The organism is Litorerythrobacter xanthomarinus, from assembly GCF_046254955.1.
Lineage (GTDB): Bacteria > Pseudomonadota > Alphaproteobacteria > Sphingomonadales > Sphingomonadaceae > Qipengyuania_C.
Window position 1 is genome coordinate 1833827 of sequence record NZ_JBJXRG010000001.1, and the last position, 15756, is coordinate 1849582.

13 protein-coding genes and 2 tRNA genes are annotated in these 15756 nt (G+C 60.4%); 6 read left to right on the forward strand and 9 right to left on the reverse strand.

Translation table 11 applies throughout. The features are described 5' to 3' along the window. The first annotated feature begins 44 nt into the window (after positions 1 to 44). Positions 45 to 1163, forward strand: coding sequence for an endonuclease/exonuclease/phosphatase family protein (locus tag ACEWMW_RS09130; RefSeq protein WP_409413573.1), 1119 nt, complete (start codon positions 45 to 47; stop codon positions 1161 to 1163). A gap of 286 nt (positions 1164 to 1449) precedes the next feature. Here the strand turns inward: ACEWMW_RS09130 and ACEWMW_RS09135 are convergent, their stop codons facing one another. Then, positions 1450 to 1761 (reverse strand): GIY-YIG nuclease family protein, encoded by a 312-nt coding sequence (locus ACEWMW_RS09135; protein WP_409413574.1) that lies wholly within the window; start codon positions 1759 to 1761, stop codon positions 1450 to 1452. A gap of 392 nt (positions 1762 to 2153) precedes the next feature. On the opposite strand from ACEWMW_RS09135, the gene ACEWMW_RS09140 reads away from it, so the two are divergent. Then, positions 2154 to 2834, forward strand: coding sequence for a hypothetical protein (locus tag ACEWMW_RS09140; RefSeq protein ID WP_409413575.1), 681 nt, complete (start codon positions 2154 to 2156; stop codon positions 2832 to 2834). 148 nt (positions 2835 to 2982) lie between these two features. On the opposite strand, the gene ettA is transcribed toward ACEWMW_RS09140, so the two are convergent. Beyond that, positions 2983 to 4656 carry an energy-dependent translational throttle protein EttA gene (gene ettA, locus ACEWMW_RS09145; RefSeq protein ID WP_409413576.1) on the reverse strand — a complete coding sequence of 558 codons (1674 nt, stop codon included), beginning with the start codon at positions 4654 to 4656 and terminating at the stop codon, positions 2983 to 2985. 262 nt (positions 4657 to 4918) lie between these two features. Between ettA and ACEWMW_RS09150 the strand changes: the two genes are divergently transcribed. The 3 genes from ACEWMW_RS09150 (at position 4919) to ACEWMW_RS09160 (ending at position 9314) form a co-directional block, all read left to right on the forward strand. Next, positions 4919 to 7252, forward strand: coding sequence for a TonB-dependent receptor (locus tag ACEWMW_RS09150; protein ID WP_409413577.1), 2334 nt, complete (start codon positions 4919 to 4921; stop codon positions 7250 to 7252). A gap of 77 nt (positions 7253 to 7329) precedes the next feature. Beyond that, positions 7330 to 7794, forward strand: coding sequence for a PH domain-containing protein (locus tag ACEWMW_RS09155; protein WP_409413578.1), 465 nt, complete (start codon positions 7330 to 7332; stop codon positions 7792 to 7794). Continuing rightward, the gene (locus tag ACEWMW_RS09160) at positions 7791 to 9314 is read left to right on the forward strand and encodes a PH domain-containing protein (protein ID WP_409413579.1); all 1524 of its coding nucleotides are present in this window, start codon (positions 7791 to 7793) and stop codon (positions 9312 to 9314) included. Before ACEWMW_RS09155 ends, ACEWMW_RS09160 begins: the two co-directional genes overlap by 4 nt. Here ACEWMW_RS09160 and ACEWMW_RS09165 read toward each other — a convergent pair. The 5 genes from ACEWMW_RS09165 to ACEWMW_RS09185 form a co-directional block, all read right to left on the reverse strand. Beyond that, positions 9311 to 10576 carry an MATE family efflux transporter gene (locus tag ACEWMW_RS09165; RefSeq protein ID WP_409413580.1) on the reverse strand — a complete coding sequence of 422 codons (1266 nt, stop codon included), beginning with the start codon at positions 10574 to 10576 and terminating at the stop codon, positions 9311 to 9313. The two genes, ACEWMW_RS09160 and ACEWMW_RS09165, sit on opposite strands and share 4 nt — an antisense overlap. Positions 10577 to 10632: 56 nt before the next feature. Then, on the reverse strand, positions 10633 to 12024 hold the full coding sequence (locus ACEWMW_RS09170) for an FAD-dependent oxidoreductase (RefSeq protein ID WP_409413581.1): 1392 nt from the start codon (positions 12022 to 12024) through the stop codon (positions 10633 to 10635). Between the two features lie 60 nt (positions 12025 to 12084). Beyond that, positions 12085 to 12161: transfer RNA gene (locus tag ACEWMW_RS09175), tRNA-Pro, on the reverse strand. A 27-nt stretch (positions 12162 to 12188) separates the two neighbouring features. Next, positions 12189 to 12265 (reverse strand) — tRNA-Ile (locus ACEWMW_RS09180). Between the two features lie 74 nt (positions 12266 to 12339). After that, positions 12340 to 14070, reverse strand: coding sequence for a histidine kinase dimerization/phospho-acceptor domain-containing protein (locus ACEWMW_RS09185; protein WP_409413582.1), 1731 nt, complete (start codon positions 14068 to 14070; stop codon positions 12340 to 12342). A 246-nt stretch (positions 14071 to 14316) separates the two neighbouring features. Here ACEWMW_RS09185 and ACEWMW_RS09190 point away from each other — a divergent pair, with 246 nt between their 5' ends. Beyond that, complete coding sequence (locus ACEWMW_RS09190) at positions 14317 to 14784, forward strand: Lrp/AsnC family transcriptional regulator (RefSeq protein WP_409413634.1); 468 nt, start codon at positions 14317 to 14319, stop codon at positions 14782 to 14784. 3 nt (positions 14785 to 14787) lie between these two features. On the opposite strand, the gene ACEWMW_RS09195 is transcribed toward ACEWMW_RS09190, so the two are convergent. Both ACEWMW_RS09195 and ACEWMW_RS09200 read right to left on the reverse strand, forming a co-directional pair. After that, on the reverse strand, positions 14788 to 15489 hold the full coding sequence (locus ACEWMW_RS09195) for a phytochelatin synthase family protein (protein WP_409413583.1): 702 nt from the start codon (positions 15487 to 15489) through the stop codon (positions 14788 to 14790). Between the two features lie 76 nt (positions 15490 to 15565). Next, on the reverse strand, positions 15566 to 15756 hold a 191-nt coding region (locus tag ACEWMW_RS09200), incomplete at its 5' end, for a hypothetical protein (protein ID WP_409413584.1).

Genomic DNA, 15756 nt, shown 5'->3' on the forward strand with positions numbered 1-15756 from the left:
GCGCGAGTGAGGCGGTTAGCAGGAGCTAACGGAGGAAGATGCTGATGGCCGAAGTAACGGGGCAAAACGGAAAGACGGTCGGAAGATGGGTGCTGCGGGCGCTCGCGCTGGTGCTCGTGGCAGGTACGTTGCTCAGCACGACCGATCTCAACCAGTGGTGGATCAGGATTTGGGATTTCCCGCGCATCCAGCTCCTTATCGCGATGGTTGTGATCGCCGCTGCGCTTTGGTTGTTCGACCGGCCGTGGCGCCCGTGGTTGCCGCTGGTGCTGGCAGCTCTCTCGATCTGGCAAATCTACCGGGTTTATCCCTACACCGCACTGGCATCTCCGGAAGTGGGCGTGGCTTCGCCCCAAGAAGCCCGCCGCGATGGTTGCTTCAGCGTGCTGGCGCACAATGTGCTGCAATCCAACCGCGAGTACGATCGCACGATCGAGCTGATCCGTGAGACCGATGCCGACGTCGTGCTGCTGATGGAGACCGACCAGGCCTGGCTCGATGCCCTCGCGCCGGTGCTCGAGAACTATCCCGGACAGATACGCCGTCCGCTCGACAACACGTACGGCATCATGCTGGCGACGCGATTGCCGATGGCCGACTCCTCGATCCAGGATCTTGCCCAGGAAGATACACCTTCGGTCTTCGCGACGCTCACGGCCGGCAAGCGCTTGTTTCGCCTGATTGGTTTGCATCCGCGCCCACCGCAGCCAAACCAGGATACCGAAGAGCGCGATGCGGAGATTATCGTCGCGGCCCGGCAGTCGCGCGATATGGAGCTTCCGGTACTTGCGCTGGGTGACTTCAACGATGTTGCCTGGTCCGATACCACGCAGCTGTTCAAAGATATCGGCAGTTTCCTTGATCCGCGTATCGGCCGCGGAACCTTTGCCACCTTCCCCGCCGACATGGTGTGGCTTGGCTGGCCGCTCGATCACCTTTTCGTAACCGAGGAATTTCTCGTTTCGGAAATGAGGGTGGGGGCCCCGGTCGGATCCGATCACCGGCCCGTACATGCCAGCCTGTGCCTCGATCCGGCATCCGCTGAAGGCCGTAACGAGGATACCGAAGGTCCGAGTGCAGAGGACGAGGCAGAAGCGAACGAGGTGATGGAAGAGTTCAAGGAAGACGAGGCGAAGGACAGGATCGAAGGCGAGGAGGGTTAGGCGCAGGCTGCGCAATGTACCCGGGATCTCGGCGCGAAATCCTACTGGATGGAGCACATGGAGCACTGTCCATGGGGCGAAAAATCTGGTGGACGTGTGGCGCTGAATTGCCGGAAAATTTGCGATAATACCTATCAAAAAGAACAACTTGCTCATGCGGAAGGAGATAGCAACCTGAGCGCAGGTAGGAAAATAGTTCGACGAACTTCAGCCGCCCGTCAGCCCCACCCTATACTCGTCATCCCCGCGGTTGCGAAGCAGGCCGAAGGCCAACGCGGGGATCCAGTCAACCCAAAGACTCGAATCCCAAGTCCTTCGCCAGATCGCGCCAGTTAGGATTGCCTTCCTCGATCAGCCTGATCTTCCACGCACGGTTCCATTTCTTGAGTTGCTTCTCGCGAATGATCGCAGCCTCCATGTCTTCGTGGACTTCGAACCAGACGAGACGTTTGATGCTGTGCTGTTTGGTGAAGCCTTCGAAGGTTTCATTCCGGTGCTGGTAGATACGAGCGATGAGGTCCGAGGTCACGCCGATATGCAAAGTGCCGTTTCGCTTCGAGGCGAGAATGTAAACGAATGGCTTGAACTCGCGCGGCATTGCGCTGTGCTATCTGGATTCCCGCCTACGCGGGAATGACAATGCGTTAATCTAGCCGATGTCACCCCCGCGCAGGCGGGGGTCCAGCGGCAATCATGCACGACGCCATTCTGGATTGACCTTCGGTCAGCTGCGCTTCCCCGCTTTCGCGGGAATGACTACTTGGTAGGGGGAGCTCCGGATCATCCTGCATCTGCCTAAGGGCCGGGGCGACGAATGTGGTGATGTCGGGCTGTGGGTGGGAAGCGGACAACCCGCGATTTGAGCTATCTCTGCTCGTTTCCACCTAGTTGGACAGAACGCCCATAATTCCTTAGCTTGCTCAGCAGAGTCAGGATGAGGGAGCAGGCTTGGCAGAATATCCCATTCGTATCGATGATGATGCGCGATTCATGCGTATCGTCGGCTGGATTCTATTTGCGATCACCCTGGGCGCGTTTGTGCAGAGCTATTTCATCCCGCTCGTTAGCGGCGAGTTTGAATCCGCCAATATCTGGATGCACCCTCATGCTGTCATCAGCTTTGCATTCGCGGGACTTTTTATCGCGCAGCCTTGGCTGGTGCTGAAGCGCAACTGGCGCTGGCATAAGGCCATCGGCTGGGTGCTTGGCGTGTTTGTGCTTGGCGCAGTCATAACTGGTGTGGGTGTTCAGTTTGGGATGTGGCCGACTGTTGCCGAAGACGGCCAAAACCGCATTCCCGCAGCTTTCCGCCTTTTCCAACTGTTACCGACGCTATCACTGTTCTTCGTCGCGGGTGTTTTGATGCGGAAGCGGATGGACTGGCATTGGCGGCTAATGTTCCACTCCGCCTATGCTCCAGTCGGTACAGCGATAGGGCGCTTTGTTCGGCAGATTCCCGACCCTCCGCTGGGCGGACCAGGCCAGTTTCTCAGCTTTCTGCTCGTGATGGGTCTGGTCGCGATGTGTGTAAGTGACAAGATCCGCTATGGCCGAGTGCACTGTGCAAACTGGATTGGTCTCTTGTTCAACATCGCAACTGTGCCTTTATCTCTCTATTTCGCAAGCACGGACTGGTATGCGGCGCTGTCGCTGGGGCCAAATGCACAATAACCCCAGACAGGTCAGGCCCGATCTCCTCATCCCGTACCTTGCTTGCGCGTTGTTCGCAAAGGGTGCAGCGGGAGTGGAAATTGGCGGCCACTGTAAACGTCCGCAATTGGGTCGTTAGCAGAAATTCAGCTTCCGACCCTGCGCGCTGTCACCTCGTTAGCTTCTTGTACGCCAACCGCGTAGGCCGATCTGCCGCATCGCCGAGCCGTCGTCGCTTGTCCTCCTCGTAAGCTTCGAAGTTGCCTTCGAACCATTCGACATGGCTGTTGCCTTCGAAGGCGAGGATATGCGTTGCCAGACGGTCGAGGAAGAAGCGATCGTGCGAGATCACAACCGCGCAGCCGGCGAAATTCTCGATCGCGTCTTCCAGCGCGCCGAGCGTTTCGACGTCGAGGTCGTTGGTCGGCTCGTCCAGCAGCAGCACATTGCCGCCTTGCTTGAGCATCTTGGCCATGTGCACGCGGTTGCGTTCGCCGCCCGATAGCTTGCCGACATTCTTCTGCTGGTCGGCGCCTTTGAAGTTGAACGCGCCGACGTAAGCGCGCGTGCTGGTGTCGTGGCCGTTGACCTGCATGTAATCGAGCCCGTCGGAGATTTCCTCCCACACATTGTTCGTGCCCGTCAGATCATCGCGGCTCTGGTCGACATAGCCAAGATGCACGGTGTCGCCGATTTCGATTGTGCCGCTATCGGGCGTTTCCTGCCCAGTAATGATCTTGAACAATGTCGACTTGCCCGCGCCGTTCGGTCCGATGACGCCAACGATGCCGCCCGGCGGCAGCATGAAGGAGAGGTTCTCGAATAGCAGCTTGTCGCCGTAGGCCTTGGTCAGGTTCTTGGCCTCGATCACCTTGCCGCCGAGCCGCTCGGGCACCTGAATCACGATTTGCGCCTTGCCGGGCTTGCGATCTTTCTGGTTTTCCTGAAGCTGTTCGAACTTGCGGATACGGGCCTTGGACTTGGTCTGGCGCGCCGCGGGCGTCTGCCGGATCCACTCCAGCTCGCGGCTGAGCGCTTTCTGGCGGCCCGACTCCTCGCGGCTTTCCTGATCGAGACGCTTGGCCTTTTTCTCGAGATAGGTCGAGTAATTGCCTTCATACGGATAGTAGGATCCGCGATCGAGCTCGAGGATCCATTCGACGACATTATCGAGGAAGTAGCGATCGTGGGTGATCATCAGCACCGCACCGGCGTATTCCTTGAGATGGTTTTCCAGCCATTCAACGCTTTCGGCATCGAGGTGGTTGGTCGGCTCGTCCAGCAGCAGGATCGATGGCTTCTGGATGAGCAGGCGGGTGAGCGCGACGCGGCGCTTCTCACCGCCCGAAAGGCTTTCAACGCCCATGTCGGACGGCGGACAGCGCAGCGCTTCCATCGCGATTTCGAGCTGGTTGTCGAGTGTCCAACCATCGACCGCGTCGATCTTGGTCTGCAGTTCGGCCATCTCGTCGCCAAGCTTCTCGTAGTCAGCGTCCGGCTCGGCCATTTGCGCGGCGATAGCATTGTATTTCTCGACCAGTTCGGCGGTTTCGCGCGCGCCATCGCGGACGTTTTCCAGCACGGTCTTGGTCGGATCGAGCTCAGGCTCCTGCGGCAGGTAGCCCACGGTGATGTTCTCGCCCGGCCACGCCTCGCCCGAAAAATCGGTGTCGATCCCGGCCATGATCTTCATTAACGTCGACTTGCCCACGCCGTTCGGGCCCACGATGCCGATCTTGGCGCCTTGGTAGAACTGCAGGTTGATGTTCGAGAGCACCGGCTTTTGCGCTCCGGGGAAGCTCTTGGTCATGCCTTTCATGACGAATGCGTACTGGGCGGCCATCGAGGGGTCCTTCGGGAATCTGGAAATGCTTTGAGAATCTGTGCGCGCAGATAGGATGTGCGGGCGCGCGGGGCAAGCGTGGTGGTAATCGCGCAACGCTTAGGACGCGATTGTGGAGCAAGCGTGCGTTCAAATTGACGTGGCGGGCATTCGCGGCAATCACTGCAGCCGACTTGAGCAATCAGGCACGGTGGTAACGAGGCAGCCTGCATTCCGAGAGGAATGTGTTGCAGGCAAGCGCTCCGGACAGGGATCCAAATTCATGAAGATCGCAACCAAATTTCTCGTTTCGGCTGGGAGCTTTGCGCTCGCAGCTGTGATGGCGCAGGCGCCGGCCCATGCGCAGGACGCGCAGGCCAGCGAAGAAGATGGCGGCCTCGGTACGATCATCGTGACCGCGCAGCGCCGCGAAGAGAACATCCAGGATGTGCCGATCTCGGTTACTGCCGTGAGCCAGGATACACTGGCGGCGATCGGCAGCGGCGGGCAGGATATCCGTTCGCTTTCGGGCCGGGTGCCCAGCCTGATCGTCGAATCCTCGTTCGGGAGGACATTCCCGCGCTTCTATATTCGCGGGCTGGGCAATACCGACTTCGATTTCAACGCTTCGCAGCCGGTCAGCCTCGTCTATGATGACGTTGTACTCGAAAACCCGATCCTCAAGGGCTTCCCGGTGTTCGACATGCAGCAGGTCGAAGTGCTGCGCGGGCCGCAAGGCACGCTGTTCGGGCGCAATACGCCGGCCGGGATCGTCAAGTTCGATTCGGTCAAACCCCAGGATGTGGCCGAGGGATATGCCCGTCTCTCCTACGGACGGTTCAACAATGTGAACGCCGAAGCGGCTTTGAATATTCCGATGGGCGATCGCTTCAGCGTACGCGTTTCGGGCCTCTTCCAACGCCAGTCCGACTATGTGGACAACGTGCTGCCTTCGGGCACCGAAGAAAATGCTTTCGGCGGATATGAGGACTTCGCACTGCGTGTTCAGGCACTGGCCCAGCTCACCGACACGCTCGACGTTTTGCTGACCGGCCAGGTGCGTGACCTGACCGGCACGGCTCGCCTCTTCCGGGCGAACAACTTCACCCGCGGAGAGGAAGGCCTGAACGCCAATTTCGATCGCGATGTTGTCACCACTGATGGCCAGAATGACCAGTCGCTAACCGCTACCAATGCTACGGCCCGGATCACATGGGATGTCGGGCCGGTCTCGATCATCTCCGTCACCAGCCTATGGAATGCGGATTCCACTTCAGTGGGCGATGTCGATGGCGGCTTCGGGCTTGCCGACTTCCCGCCGTCGGGCCCCGGAGTTATCCCCTTCACCGCAGAAACGCGCGACACGGTGCCGGATCTGCGCCAGTTCACTCAGGAGCTGCGTATTGCCAGCAATGGCGATGGGCCCCTCAGCTATCAGGCCGGGTTCTTTTATTTCGATGAAGAGCTCGAGATCCTGAGCGAGAACTACTCCACTTTGGGCGATCCGCTCAACGCGACGGGCGGGGTGAACATCGTCGTCTTGCAGGAGCAGGAAAGCGAAGCCTTTGGCTTGTTCGGCTCGATCACCTACGAGCTTTCCGAACAGCTCAGCGTGACCGGCGGCTTGCGCTACAATGACGACAAGCGCGATTTCGTAGTCGTCCGCAGCCAGGATACGCAGTTCCCGACATTCCTGCAGAACCCGCTGGGTACCGTAACCCGCGAAGTGAGCGATGACACGCTGACCTGGGATGCCAGCCTGACCTATGCGGCGAGCGATGACCTCAATCTCTATGCCCGCGTCGCGCGAGGCTACCGCGCGCCCAGCATCCAGGGCCGTATCCTGTTCCCGCCGGCAACCGCTACGCCGCTGGAAGACGGCGTATCTGTGGCAGGTTCGGAGACCATCACTTCCTACGAGGCTGGCATCAAGTCGACACTTCTTGACGGGAAGGCTCGCTTCAATCTTTCGGGCTTCTACTACAATCTGAACGATGCGCAGCTCACTGCGGTGGGCGGCGACGTAAATGCCAACCGTGTTATCAATGCTGACAATGTGCGCGGCTACGGCTTTGAGATGGATGCCCAATTTGCGCCGACACGCCAGCTGCTGCTGACTGCCAGCCTGAGTTACAACGACACCGAAATCCAAGACGAGAATCTGACGAGCGCTGCCTGCGGCGGCGTAAGGGTCGATACTTTTCCTGATGTTTCGCTCTGCACAATCCAGGATCCGATTGTCACCGCTGCTGCGCCGTTCTCCGCTGCGATCGTCAGCATTGATGGCAACAGCCTGCCGCAATCGCCGAAGTGGATCGCCAATTGGACGGCGCGCTACGACTTCCCGGTCGGGAATGGCGATGTCTACCTGTTCACTGACTGGGCTTATCGTTCGAAGATCAATTTTTTCCTCTACGAATCGCTGGAGTTCCAAGACAAGCGTATGCTCGAAGGCGGTGTGCGGGTCGGTTATGAAACCGATCGCTACGAGATTGCTGCGTTCGTGCGGAATATCACAAACGATGTTTCGGCTGTAAGCGGGATCGACTTCAACAACCTCACGGCGATGGTCAACGAGCCGCGCATCTGGGGCGTCGAAGTCGGCTTCAACTGGTAGCGAGAGATGGAATGTGCGGTTTGCCAAGCGAGTGTACGCTCGCTTGGCAAACTGCGCGCGCCTGCTAGATCGGGCTAATGGATAACGCCGACCTGAAGCCACTACACCCCGATTACCTCAAGGTGATGCGCTTGCGCGCAGCTGTCCTTGCCTGCCTGCTCGTGATCATAGGCCTTGTCGGCGAATTCATGACCGACTGGGTGCCCGGAACGCTTCTTGTGCCGTTGGCGCTGGCCGCGATCGTATGGGCATGGGTTGTTCCCCAGCGCCGCTTCAGGCGCAAGGCCTTCGCTATGGGCGAAGACCGCTTGCGGATCGTTTCTGGCTTCCTGTTTCATCGCGATACCGTGGTCCCGTTCGGCCGCGTCCAGCACCTTGATGTACTGGCTGCACCGCTGGAGAGGCCGTGGAGCCTCGCCACGCTGGTTCTCCACACCGCAGGCACGCATAATTTCTCGGTTTCGCTGCCCGGTCTCAAGCATGACGAGGCGGTCGCGATGCGCGAGGCGATCCGCAGCCATATCAAGCGCGAGCTGGCGTGAGCGAAGACGGAGAAATTTCCACTCTCGATGCTCCGAGGCGGACAGACCCGATCGGCCTGATCCCGCTCGTGCTGACCAATGTGCGGCAGGCGTTGGTTGGCCTTATCGCAGCCTATTTCGGGATCCAGTCGGCCGACCTTGGTTTCGGTTTCACCCTGCTCGCGATGCTCGCCGTAGTGGCGCTGGTGGCCGGTGCATCGGCGCTTAGCTGGTGGCGGACAACATACACTACCGGACCGGAGGATATCCGGGTCGAAAGCGGTATCATCAGCCGCCAGGCGCGCTCGGTCCCCTACGAACGTATCCAGGATGTCAGCAAGGAGCAGCCGCTGCTGGCGCGGCTGTTCGGGCTGGTGCAACTGCGGTTCGAGACCGGGGCAGGGGGCAAGGATGATCTCTCGCTCGCCTATGTCAGCGACGCGGAGGGCGAGCGCCTGAGAAAGCTCGTGCGGGACCGACGCGAGGTCAGTGCGGCCCAAACCGCCGAAGAGACCGACGACGAGCCGGAAGAGCAGCCATTGTTCGCGATGACATCGGGCCGGATTGCCCTATTTGGCTTCTTCGAATTCTCGCTGGTGGTCTTCGGAGTCTTGGCGGCAGCAGCTCAGCAATTCGATTTCTTGTTGCCCGAAGGGTTCTTCGATCCGTCGTACTGGCAACAGAAATTCGGCGACGGATATGGGACGCTGGCCAATGCGGGAAGATGGACACAGCTATTCGGGGCCGTCCTTGGTGTGATGGGCCTCGCACTGGTTGGTGTGGCGACTGGTTTTGCAAAGACTTTTGCGCGCGAATACGGCTTCCTTTTGACGCGCAGCGAGCGCGGTTTCCGTCGCCGTCGCGGGCTGTTCACGCGCACCGACGTGGTCATGCCGGTTCACCGCGTGCAGGCAGCGATTGTCGGGACAGGCCTCATCCGCAAACGTTGGGGTTGGCACGGTCTGAAATTCGTGAGCCTGGCGCAGGATGCAGGTTCGTCGAACCATGATGTTGCGCCATTCGCGCAGATGGACGAGATCGAGCGTATTGCCGATGTGACAGCGTTGGAATTGCCGACCGCGGACACGCCCTGGCAGCGGCCGAGCCCATGGCGCTGGCTGATCGGCGGGGTATTGTGGAGTGCAGTGGCGTCTTACGTCGCCGCGATGGCCTATCTCTGGGGCAGGCCCACATTGGCGCTGAGCATTGCGGCGGTTGGTATCCCGTTGATTGTCCTGCGCCAGTGGCTGAACTGGCAGCAGTATCGTCACGCGATCGACAGCCGCCAGCTTTACGCCAGGAGCGGCGTTATCAAACGCAATGTCATGATTGCGCCGCGCCAGCGTATCCAGTCGGTCGAGATCATGCGCGGGCCGCTCGGCAAGCTGGCCGGATATGTCGATCTTGTATTCGGGCTGCCGGGAGGCCGGTTGCGGTTCATTGGCGTTCCGACAGCGGCGGCGCAGTCTATTCGTGACCAGGTGGTCGAGACTATCGCCGCAACCGACTATTCGCGCTCCGCGGTCGGGCAGGTTTCCTAACCGAAGTCGCGGTTCATCAGCCGGGGCAGCAGGGCGATCTGCAGTCCGGCGCGAACCAGCAGGAAGATGACGAAGCTGAGCCACAGCCCGTGGCTTCCGAGATGCCATGTCAGCCAGATCGAAACAGCGAAGACAGCAGACGCGCCTGCCATCGACAGCAGCATCGCGCGGGTCCAGCTTGCTCCGACAAAGACTCCGTCGAACACAAAGCTTGTCACACCTGCGAAGGGAATGATCACCAGCCAGATCGCAAGATCGAATGTTATCGCCGCGACGCCCGGGGTCGCCGCAAAACTGGCCAGCACCGGATCGGCGAAGAGTGCGAAGAACAGCGCCACGAGCGCAGCTGCTCCTATACCGCGCAACAGGATTGCTCTCGTATAAGCGGTGAAACCCTTGCGGTCCTTTGCCCCGAAGCGTTCCCCATTGAGCACCTGCGCCGCATTCTCGAACCCGTCGAGCAGCAGGGCGGTAAGCACGAAGAGCTGGTACATGATGCCATTGGCGGCGAGCACTTCGGGTCCGCGTTCCGCGCTGATGCGGGTGAGCGCGGCGAGGGTCAGCATCAGAACCAGCGTCCGCAGGAACAGGTCGCGATTGACTGACAGGAATGGCGCGAGCTTGCTCCAGGAGAGCTGGCCGCCCTGCCGGATCGTGTTGGAAAGGTTGCGCGCGGTCTCCCCCGCAAACACCAGCACGGCAAGCACCGCCAGCTTGGCGAATTCGGCGATCACGCTCGACCAGGCGACGCCCTCGATGCCCCAGCCGAGGCCGAGCACGAACCACAGACCGAGCCCGACATTGAGCATGTTGTAGGCGACTTCGATCACCAGCACCGCCGTCATCCGGCGCTGCCCGATCAGGAAGCCGATCAGCGCAAGGTTGAGCATGACGCCCGGCGCGCTCCAGTATCGGATCGTGGCGTAGGTCCTCGCTTCGCGCAACACCGCATTCTCGGCGCCCAGTGCATCGAGCAGGAAGGGAAGCAGGATCGGTTTGAATGCCAGCAGCGCGAGGGCAATGGCCATGCCGATCGCCAGCCCGCGCAGCAGCGTCGCGGCCTGCTCGCCCGCGCCGGAACGTGTGCCTGATTGCGCGACCAGCCCCGTGGTGCCAGTCTTGAGAAAGTTCATTGCGGTGAATAGCAAAGCGAAGACGCGCGCTCCGACATCGACCGCACCCTGTGTCGGAGCGCTGCCGAGCTGGCCGACGATCCACATGTCGCCGATGCCGATCAGCGCAGTGGCGACATTGGTGAGCATCGCGGGGATCGCAATCGCCCAGATCGCGCGATTATCGAGGGTTGGCGAAGTTGCGGCTATGATTGCACCACCGCAGCCGCGTTCTGGCCCGCTAGCCGTCCAAGTGTAACGGCGGTGCACAGGCCCATGGCGGGGATATAGCCCCAGTGCGATGGTCCGGAAACGCTGCGCGCATTGCCGCCGCCTGCAAATAGGTTGGGAATGGAATCGCCATCCTCGCGCACCACGCGAGCCTCACCGTCGATCTGGAGGCCGCCTTGTGTGTGATAGAGCGCGCCGGTTACTTTGAGCGCGCGGTAATTGGGCGAAGGCACGCGGGCGTTTTCCCACATCCGCCCCACGGAATCCGACACACCACTTGTTCTGGCATTAAACAATTCGCCGATTCGCTCATCCAGGATGGCGGGAATGATTCCCAATTTCGCGCCCAGTTCTTCGGTCGTTGCGCCAGAGCGCGGCGCATTCAGCCGCGACAACTCAGCGACCTCGCCGATATAAAGGCAGCGTTTTTCGATTTCGGCATCGTAAATGACCCAGACAAAGCCCTCCGGCTGCTCGATCACCTGGTGCATCATTCCGGCGATGTCGCGGCTTTCATCGACGAAGCGCTCACCATCGCGATTGAGCAAGATGCCGCCTTCGACGAGCAGGCCGGGAGGAACGGTGATTCCTTGTGGATCGGTCAGCATGGCATATCCCTGGTACGAACCCATATCGGCCAGCGCTCCGCCGATCTGTGCCCCCAACATTATACCGTCACCATGGCTGCCCTCGTGGCCATTGTAGCGGACCTCGGCAAGTTCGGGGATGAAGCGGCGTACGAGGTCCGGGTTGCCGGCAAATCCCCCACAGGCAAGCACCAGTGCGCCGCATCCCAATTGTTCTTCACTGCCATCTGGACCGGAGGTTGCGAGGCCCGAGATCGAGCCATCTGCGTCGGTATGAATATCGCGCAGAGTGGTGCCCAGCATAACATCCACACCCTCGTCGACGAGGCGCCGGTGCAACAGTCCCAGCAAGTCTTCACCGCCATGGCCGGGCCAACCATGAACGCGATATGTGCTGTTGCCGTAGGACGGGTGAAAGCCGAGATCGAGCTCCATCGGGATATCGCATTCGTCAGCCAGCCAATCGACCGTTGGACCAGAGTGATCGGCAAGCGCACGGGCGATCACGGGATCCGCCTGACCATCGGTTTTGGTCATCATGTCATTGAAGAAAGTATCGGCGCTGTCTTCGATGCCGTTTGCCACCTGGCTCCTGGTGCCGGCGGCGGCGATCAGGCCTTGTGACATGGAGGTGGTACCGTAAGGGTGAGCGTCCTGTTCGATCAACAGTACTTCGGCTCCTCTCTTGCGAGCCGCTAAGGCCGCAACGCAGCCGCACGCGCCGCCGCCCGCCACAACGACCGGGATTGAGTATTCGAAAGTGGTGTTCTCGCGGATCAATTGCGCTCCCAGAGGTTAGGGCGCAATGGCTTCGCGATGGAGGAATTGTCTAGAGAAATCTGGTCGGGGAGACTGGATTCGAACCAGCGACCCCCTGTACCCAAAACAGGTGCGCTACCAGGCTGCGCCACTCCCCGACCGATTTCATTGTCGCACGCCCCCGGTGGTGGGCCCGGCAGGACTCGAACCCGCGACCTAGCCGTTATGAGCGGCCAGCTCTAACCAACTGAGCTACAGGCCCCCGGGGTTAGCGGTGTCGTACAACGCGCGCTCGCTAGCCGTCACGCGCACTGCTTGCAAGCAAAGAGCGCAGGTTCAGCGCGATGTTGCGCGATTTCTCGGTGTTTCGGTATCGACTTGAGTACGATCACGACCCTTGAGCGGCAAGGTCAGCACCAGGTGGTCCTTGATCCGCACGAGGTTACCGCCCGCCGCCTTGGCTTCGGCACGGGCCAGCCGCAGCGAAAATCCAGCGCCGAAGATCCCCGAACTGACCGAATCGCTTCCCGCGCGCAGGTCGGTTGCAAACAGATCATCCTTCGGCACGAGCGCTGCAGGAAGCTCGCAAGCAAGCACAACTTCCTCGCGGTCGCATGACAGTTCGAGCCCCAGCCTCTCGCCGCCCCTCACAAGCCCAGCGATCGACGCCAGAATCCGCCAGGAGAGCTGCTCGCTATCGCTTTCGGCAATCGATACTTCGCACGGCACATCGGACAGGCGCGCCTCAAACCCGGCAACGCGCGGCTTGAGCACGGCCTGGAGTTGGTTGACCTGACGGCGGACGAGATCGCCAAAATCGGTTTCCCCGTCCTCAAGTGCGATTATTCCTGCTTCCAGTTTGGCGAGCCGATCCAGCTCGTCGAAACCGGCGAGCATCCTTGCGCTGTCGCCCGCAATCGATGCGGCAAGGGCGCGATACTCGTGAGGAGTCGCACCGAAGAGTTGCTGCTGGATCACTTCGGCAAAACCCTGGATCGCATTTACCGGCGTGCGCAACTCGTGCAGCAGTTGGCGAATACGGTCGGCGTCGCGTTGCTGGCGCGATGTCGGGCTTGGTTGCTCTGCCTTGCTGAAACGGCGTAGCTTACCTGCATAGCCATAGAAGCGCCCGGGTGGCCGGGTGAAGCGGGGAACCGCGTCTAGCACCCACTCGCCGGTGATTGCGTCCGCACCCTCAAGCGTTATTTTCGCATTGCGCAAGGGTTGGCGGCTCTGGAATGCGCCCGCAAATCCTGCCTTCGCCGTCGCACTGTCCGGCACTGCGAATTGCGTGACATCCATGCCGATCACCATCGGGGCGACGCGCGGTTCGGCCCAATCGATCTTGCCGCTCGCGTCGGTCGAGAAGGTGAAGCCAAGCAGCGGTGCGCGTGCTGGTTCGCTGGCGATTTCGCCCAATGGCAGCCGAGGAGCGCTAACAGTGGGCGTTTCGCTGCGCGCGCGCTGGAAAGCCTCGATACGCTTGACTAGGGCGCTGATCTCGCCGCCACGCGGAACGCTGGTCTCGCTTGTTTCGTCTTCGATCTCGTTTTCGGCGGTGAGTTCGAAGGGTTCTTCAACCGTATCCGGAGAGTGATCCTCGTCAGTCTGCGGATCGTCGATGCGCGGCATGGGCAGGCCGCGATCCTGCACACCCAGCTGTTCCAGTACCCGCAGGGCGTCCGGCGGCAGTCCATCGCGCAGGCGGAGGAAGCCGCGCGCACGGATGGGGAGGGTGGGAATGAGGGCGACCCATTCCTCGCTGGTGAGATGGGCGCGAGCAAGTGCGGCGGCGGCCACCTCGGGCTCGTCTTCCGCAAGATGCATTGCCATGTCGGGATTCTCGAAACGCCAGCCACGTTCAGCGATCATTGACGCGCGTTCTTTTGCAGGAATTAATTCGCCCAATGCACCCAGTCTTAACCATGCCGCGGCACGCAGGCTTTCGTCCTTGCCTTCCCTACGCGCGCCAAGCAGGTCCAGCAGCTGCCGGAACTGCGTGCGCGCAGCCGCTTCGCCGGCAGCGCGGTGGCGCAGCACAGTTGCGAGGCGGTCGTCGAAATGCATTCCATCTCCAATTCGGGCACCATTACCCTATACGAAGGATATAGCTCCGCAGACGCCACCTAACACGCTACCGCGCGGTTAGCTGGGGAAGTTATCCACGCGTTGCAAAGCGGGACAATTGCTGGCAGAAACAATATTCTTATAATCTTGGCGTCAGACAGGCAGCGTTCGTTACCCGAATGTAATCGAGTAGGCCTGTGAGGCGTAATGCCTCGTCACGCGCGAGGCTCCATAAAAGGGGGCATGATGGCCAGTCTGGATTCGATCGATCGCAAGCTCTTGGCCGAACTACAGGCAGAGGGGCGGGTGACCAATGTGGAGCTGGCCCAGCGGGTCGGATTGACCGCGCCTCCGTGCTTGCGCCGTGTGCGCGCGCTCGAAGAAAGCGGCGTGATCCAGGGCTATCACGCCGAGTTGGACGCGTCGAAACTGGGATTTGCCATAACAGTATTCGCGATGGTCAGCCTCAAGAGCCAGGCCGAAGACGCGCTGCGCGAGTTCGAAGCTGCGATGCGTGGATTGCCCGAGGTGCGTGAAGTTCACATGCTCAATGGCGAGATCGATTTCATCCTCAAGATTGTAAGCCAGGACCTGCAGAGCTTCCAAGAGTTCCTCACGAGCAAGCTGACCCCGGCGCCCAACGTCGCCAGCGTCAAGACTTCGTTGACGATCCGTACAGCCAAGCACGAACCGGGCGTACCGCTGGAAGGCTAATCTCTACCTCTCGCGTACTTCAATCCAGCCGCGCGACTTTCCGGTCTCACCGTCGATTGTGGCCATAGCCGCATGCAGTTCGGTAACCGGGACCCATGTATGGGGATACTTGTATGATGCAGTATCCATTATCAGCACTCGGTCCGTATCCGCGTCATAGGCTGCCAATGGGGAAATATGTCCCACGCGATCTTGGCCGAGTACCTCGCGCTGGTAGTTGACCAGCAGGTAGTCGTCATCCGTCGCAAGATTGCGCTTGATAGCGGCGCGCAAATCATCAACGCCGCTTAGATTCGCGCGGCTCATGGACACTTCCAAATCATGCGCTTCGAGAATGGCCGCCAGCATATCGATTGTCATGCCCATGGCGGCGGCGCGCCAAAGCGGTCGGACTTCCGATGCACGATCGGTGAAAAGGCTGGTCTGCGTAACATTTCGACCCAAAGAATTGAGCACGGCTACGCTGCTCGCGGGGCCGCAGAAGCTTATTAGGCGTTGTTGTTCGAAATTGGCGGACAGCTCCTCGTGGTCATCGAGCGCCTCTGCGCCTGCAAGCAAAGCCTGTCCTTCGGAAGTTTCGGCAGACACCAAGGAGGGCGGAAGCGGGCGTGGTTCATCCTTCGGAGTAAGCTGGTAGGCGGCAAAACCAAGGAACAAAGCAGCGAGAACCAAGATAGTGACCCCAAGCCATTTGACGACGCGCACGATCGCTTCTCTCCCTCAAGACCAAGCCGGAGGAAGCCTTGGAGAACGCACGCCATGCAGGCAACCAGAATCCTCCTCAGAACCCGATTGCGAAGCCGATTTGTGCGGTGACGCGGTCATCGCCGGTGTTGCCTGCGATCCCGGCGCCGATGGCGAAACTGTCGCTGACACGACCGGTGAAGCTTGCGGTATAGCCCTGCTCACCGCCATGGGTGGCGATATTGCCGCCGATGGTGAAGCGCTTGTCCGGCAGGGCGATTGCGCTGC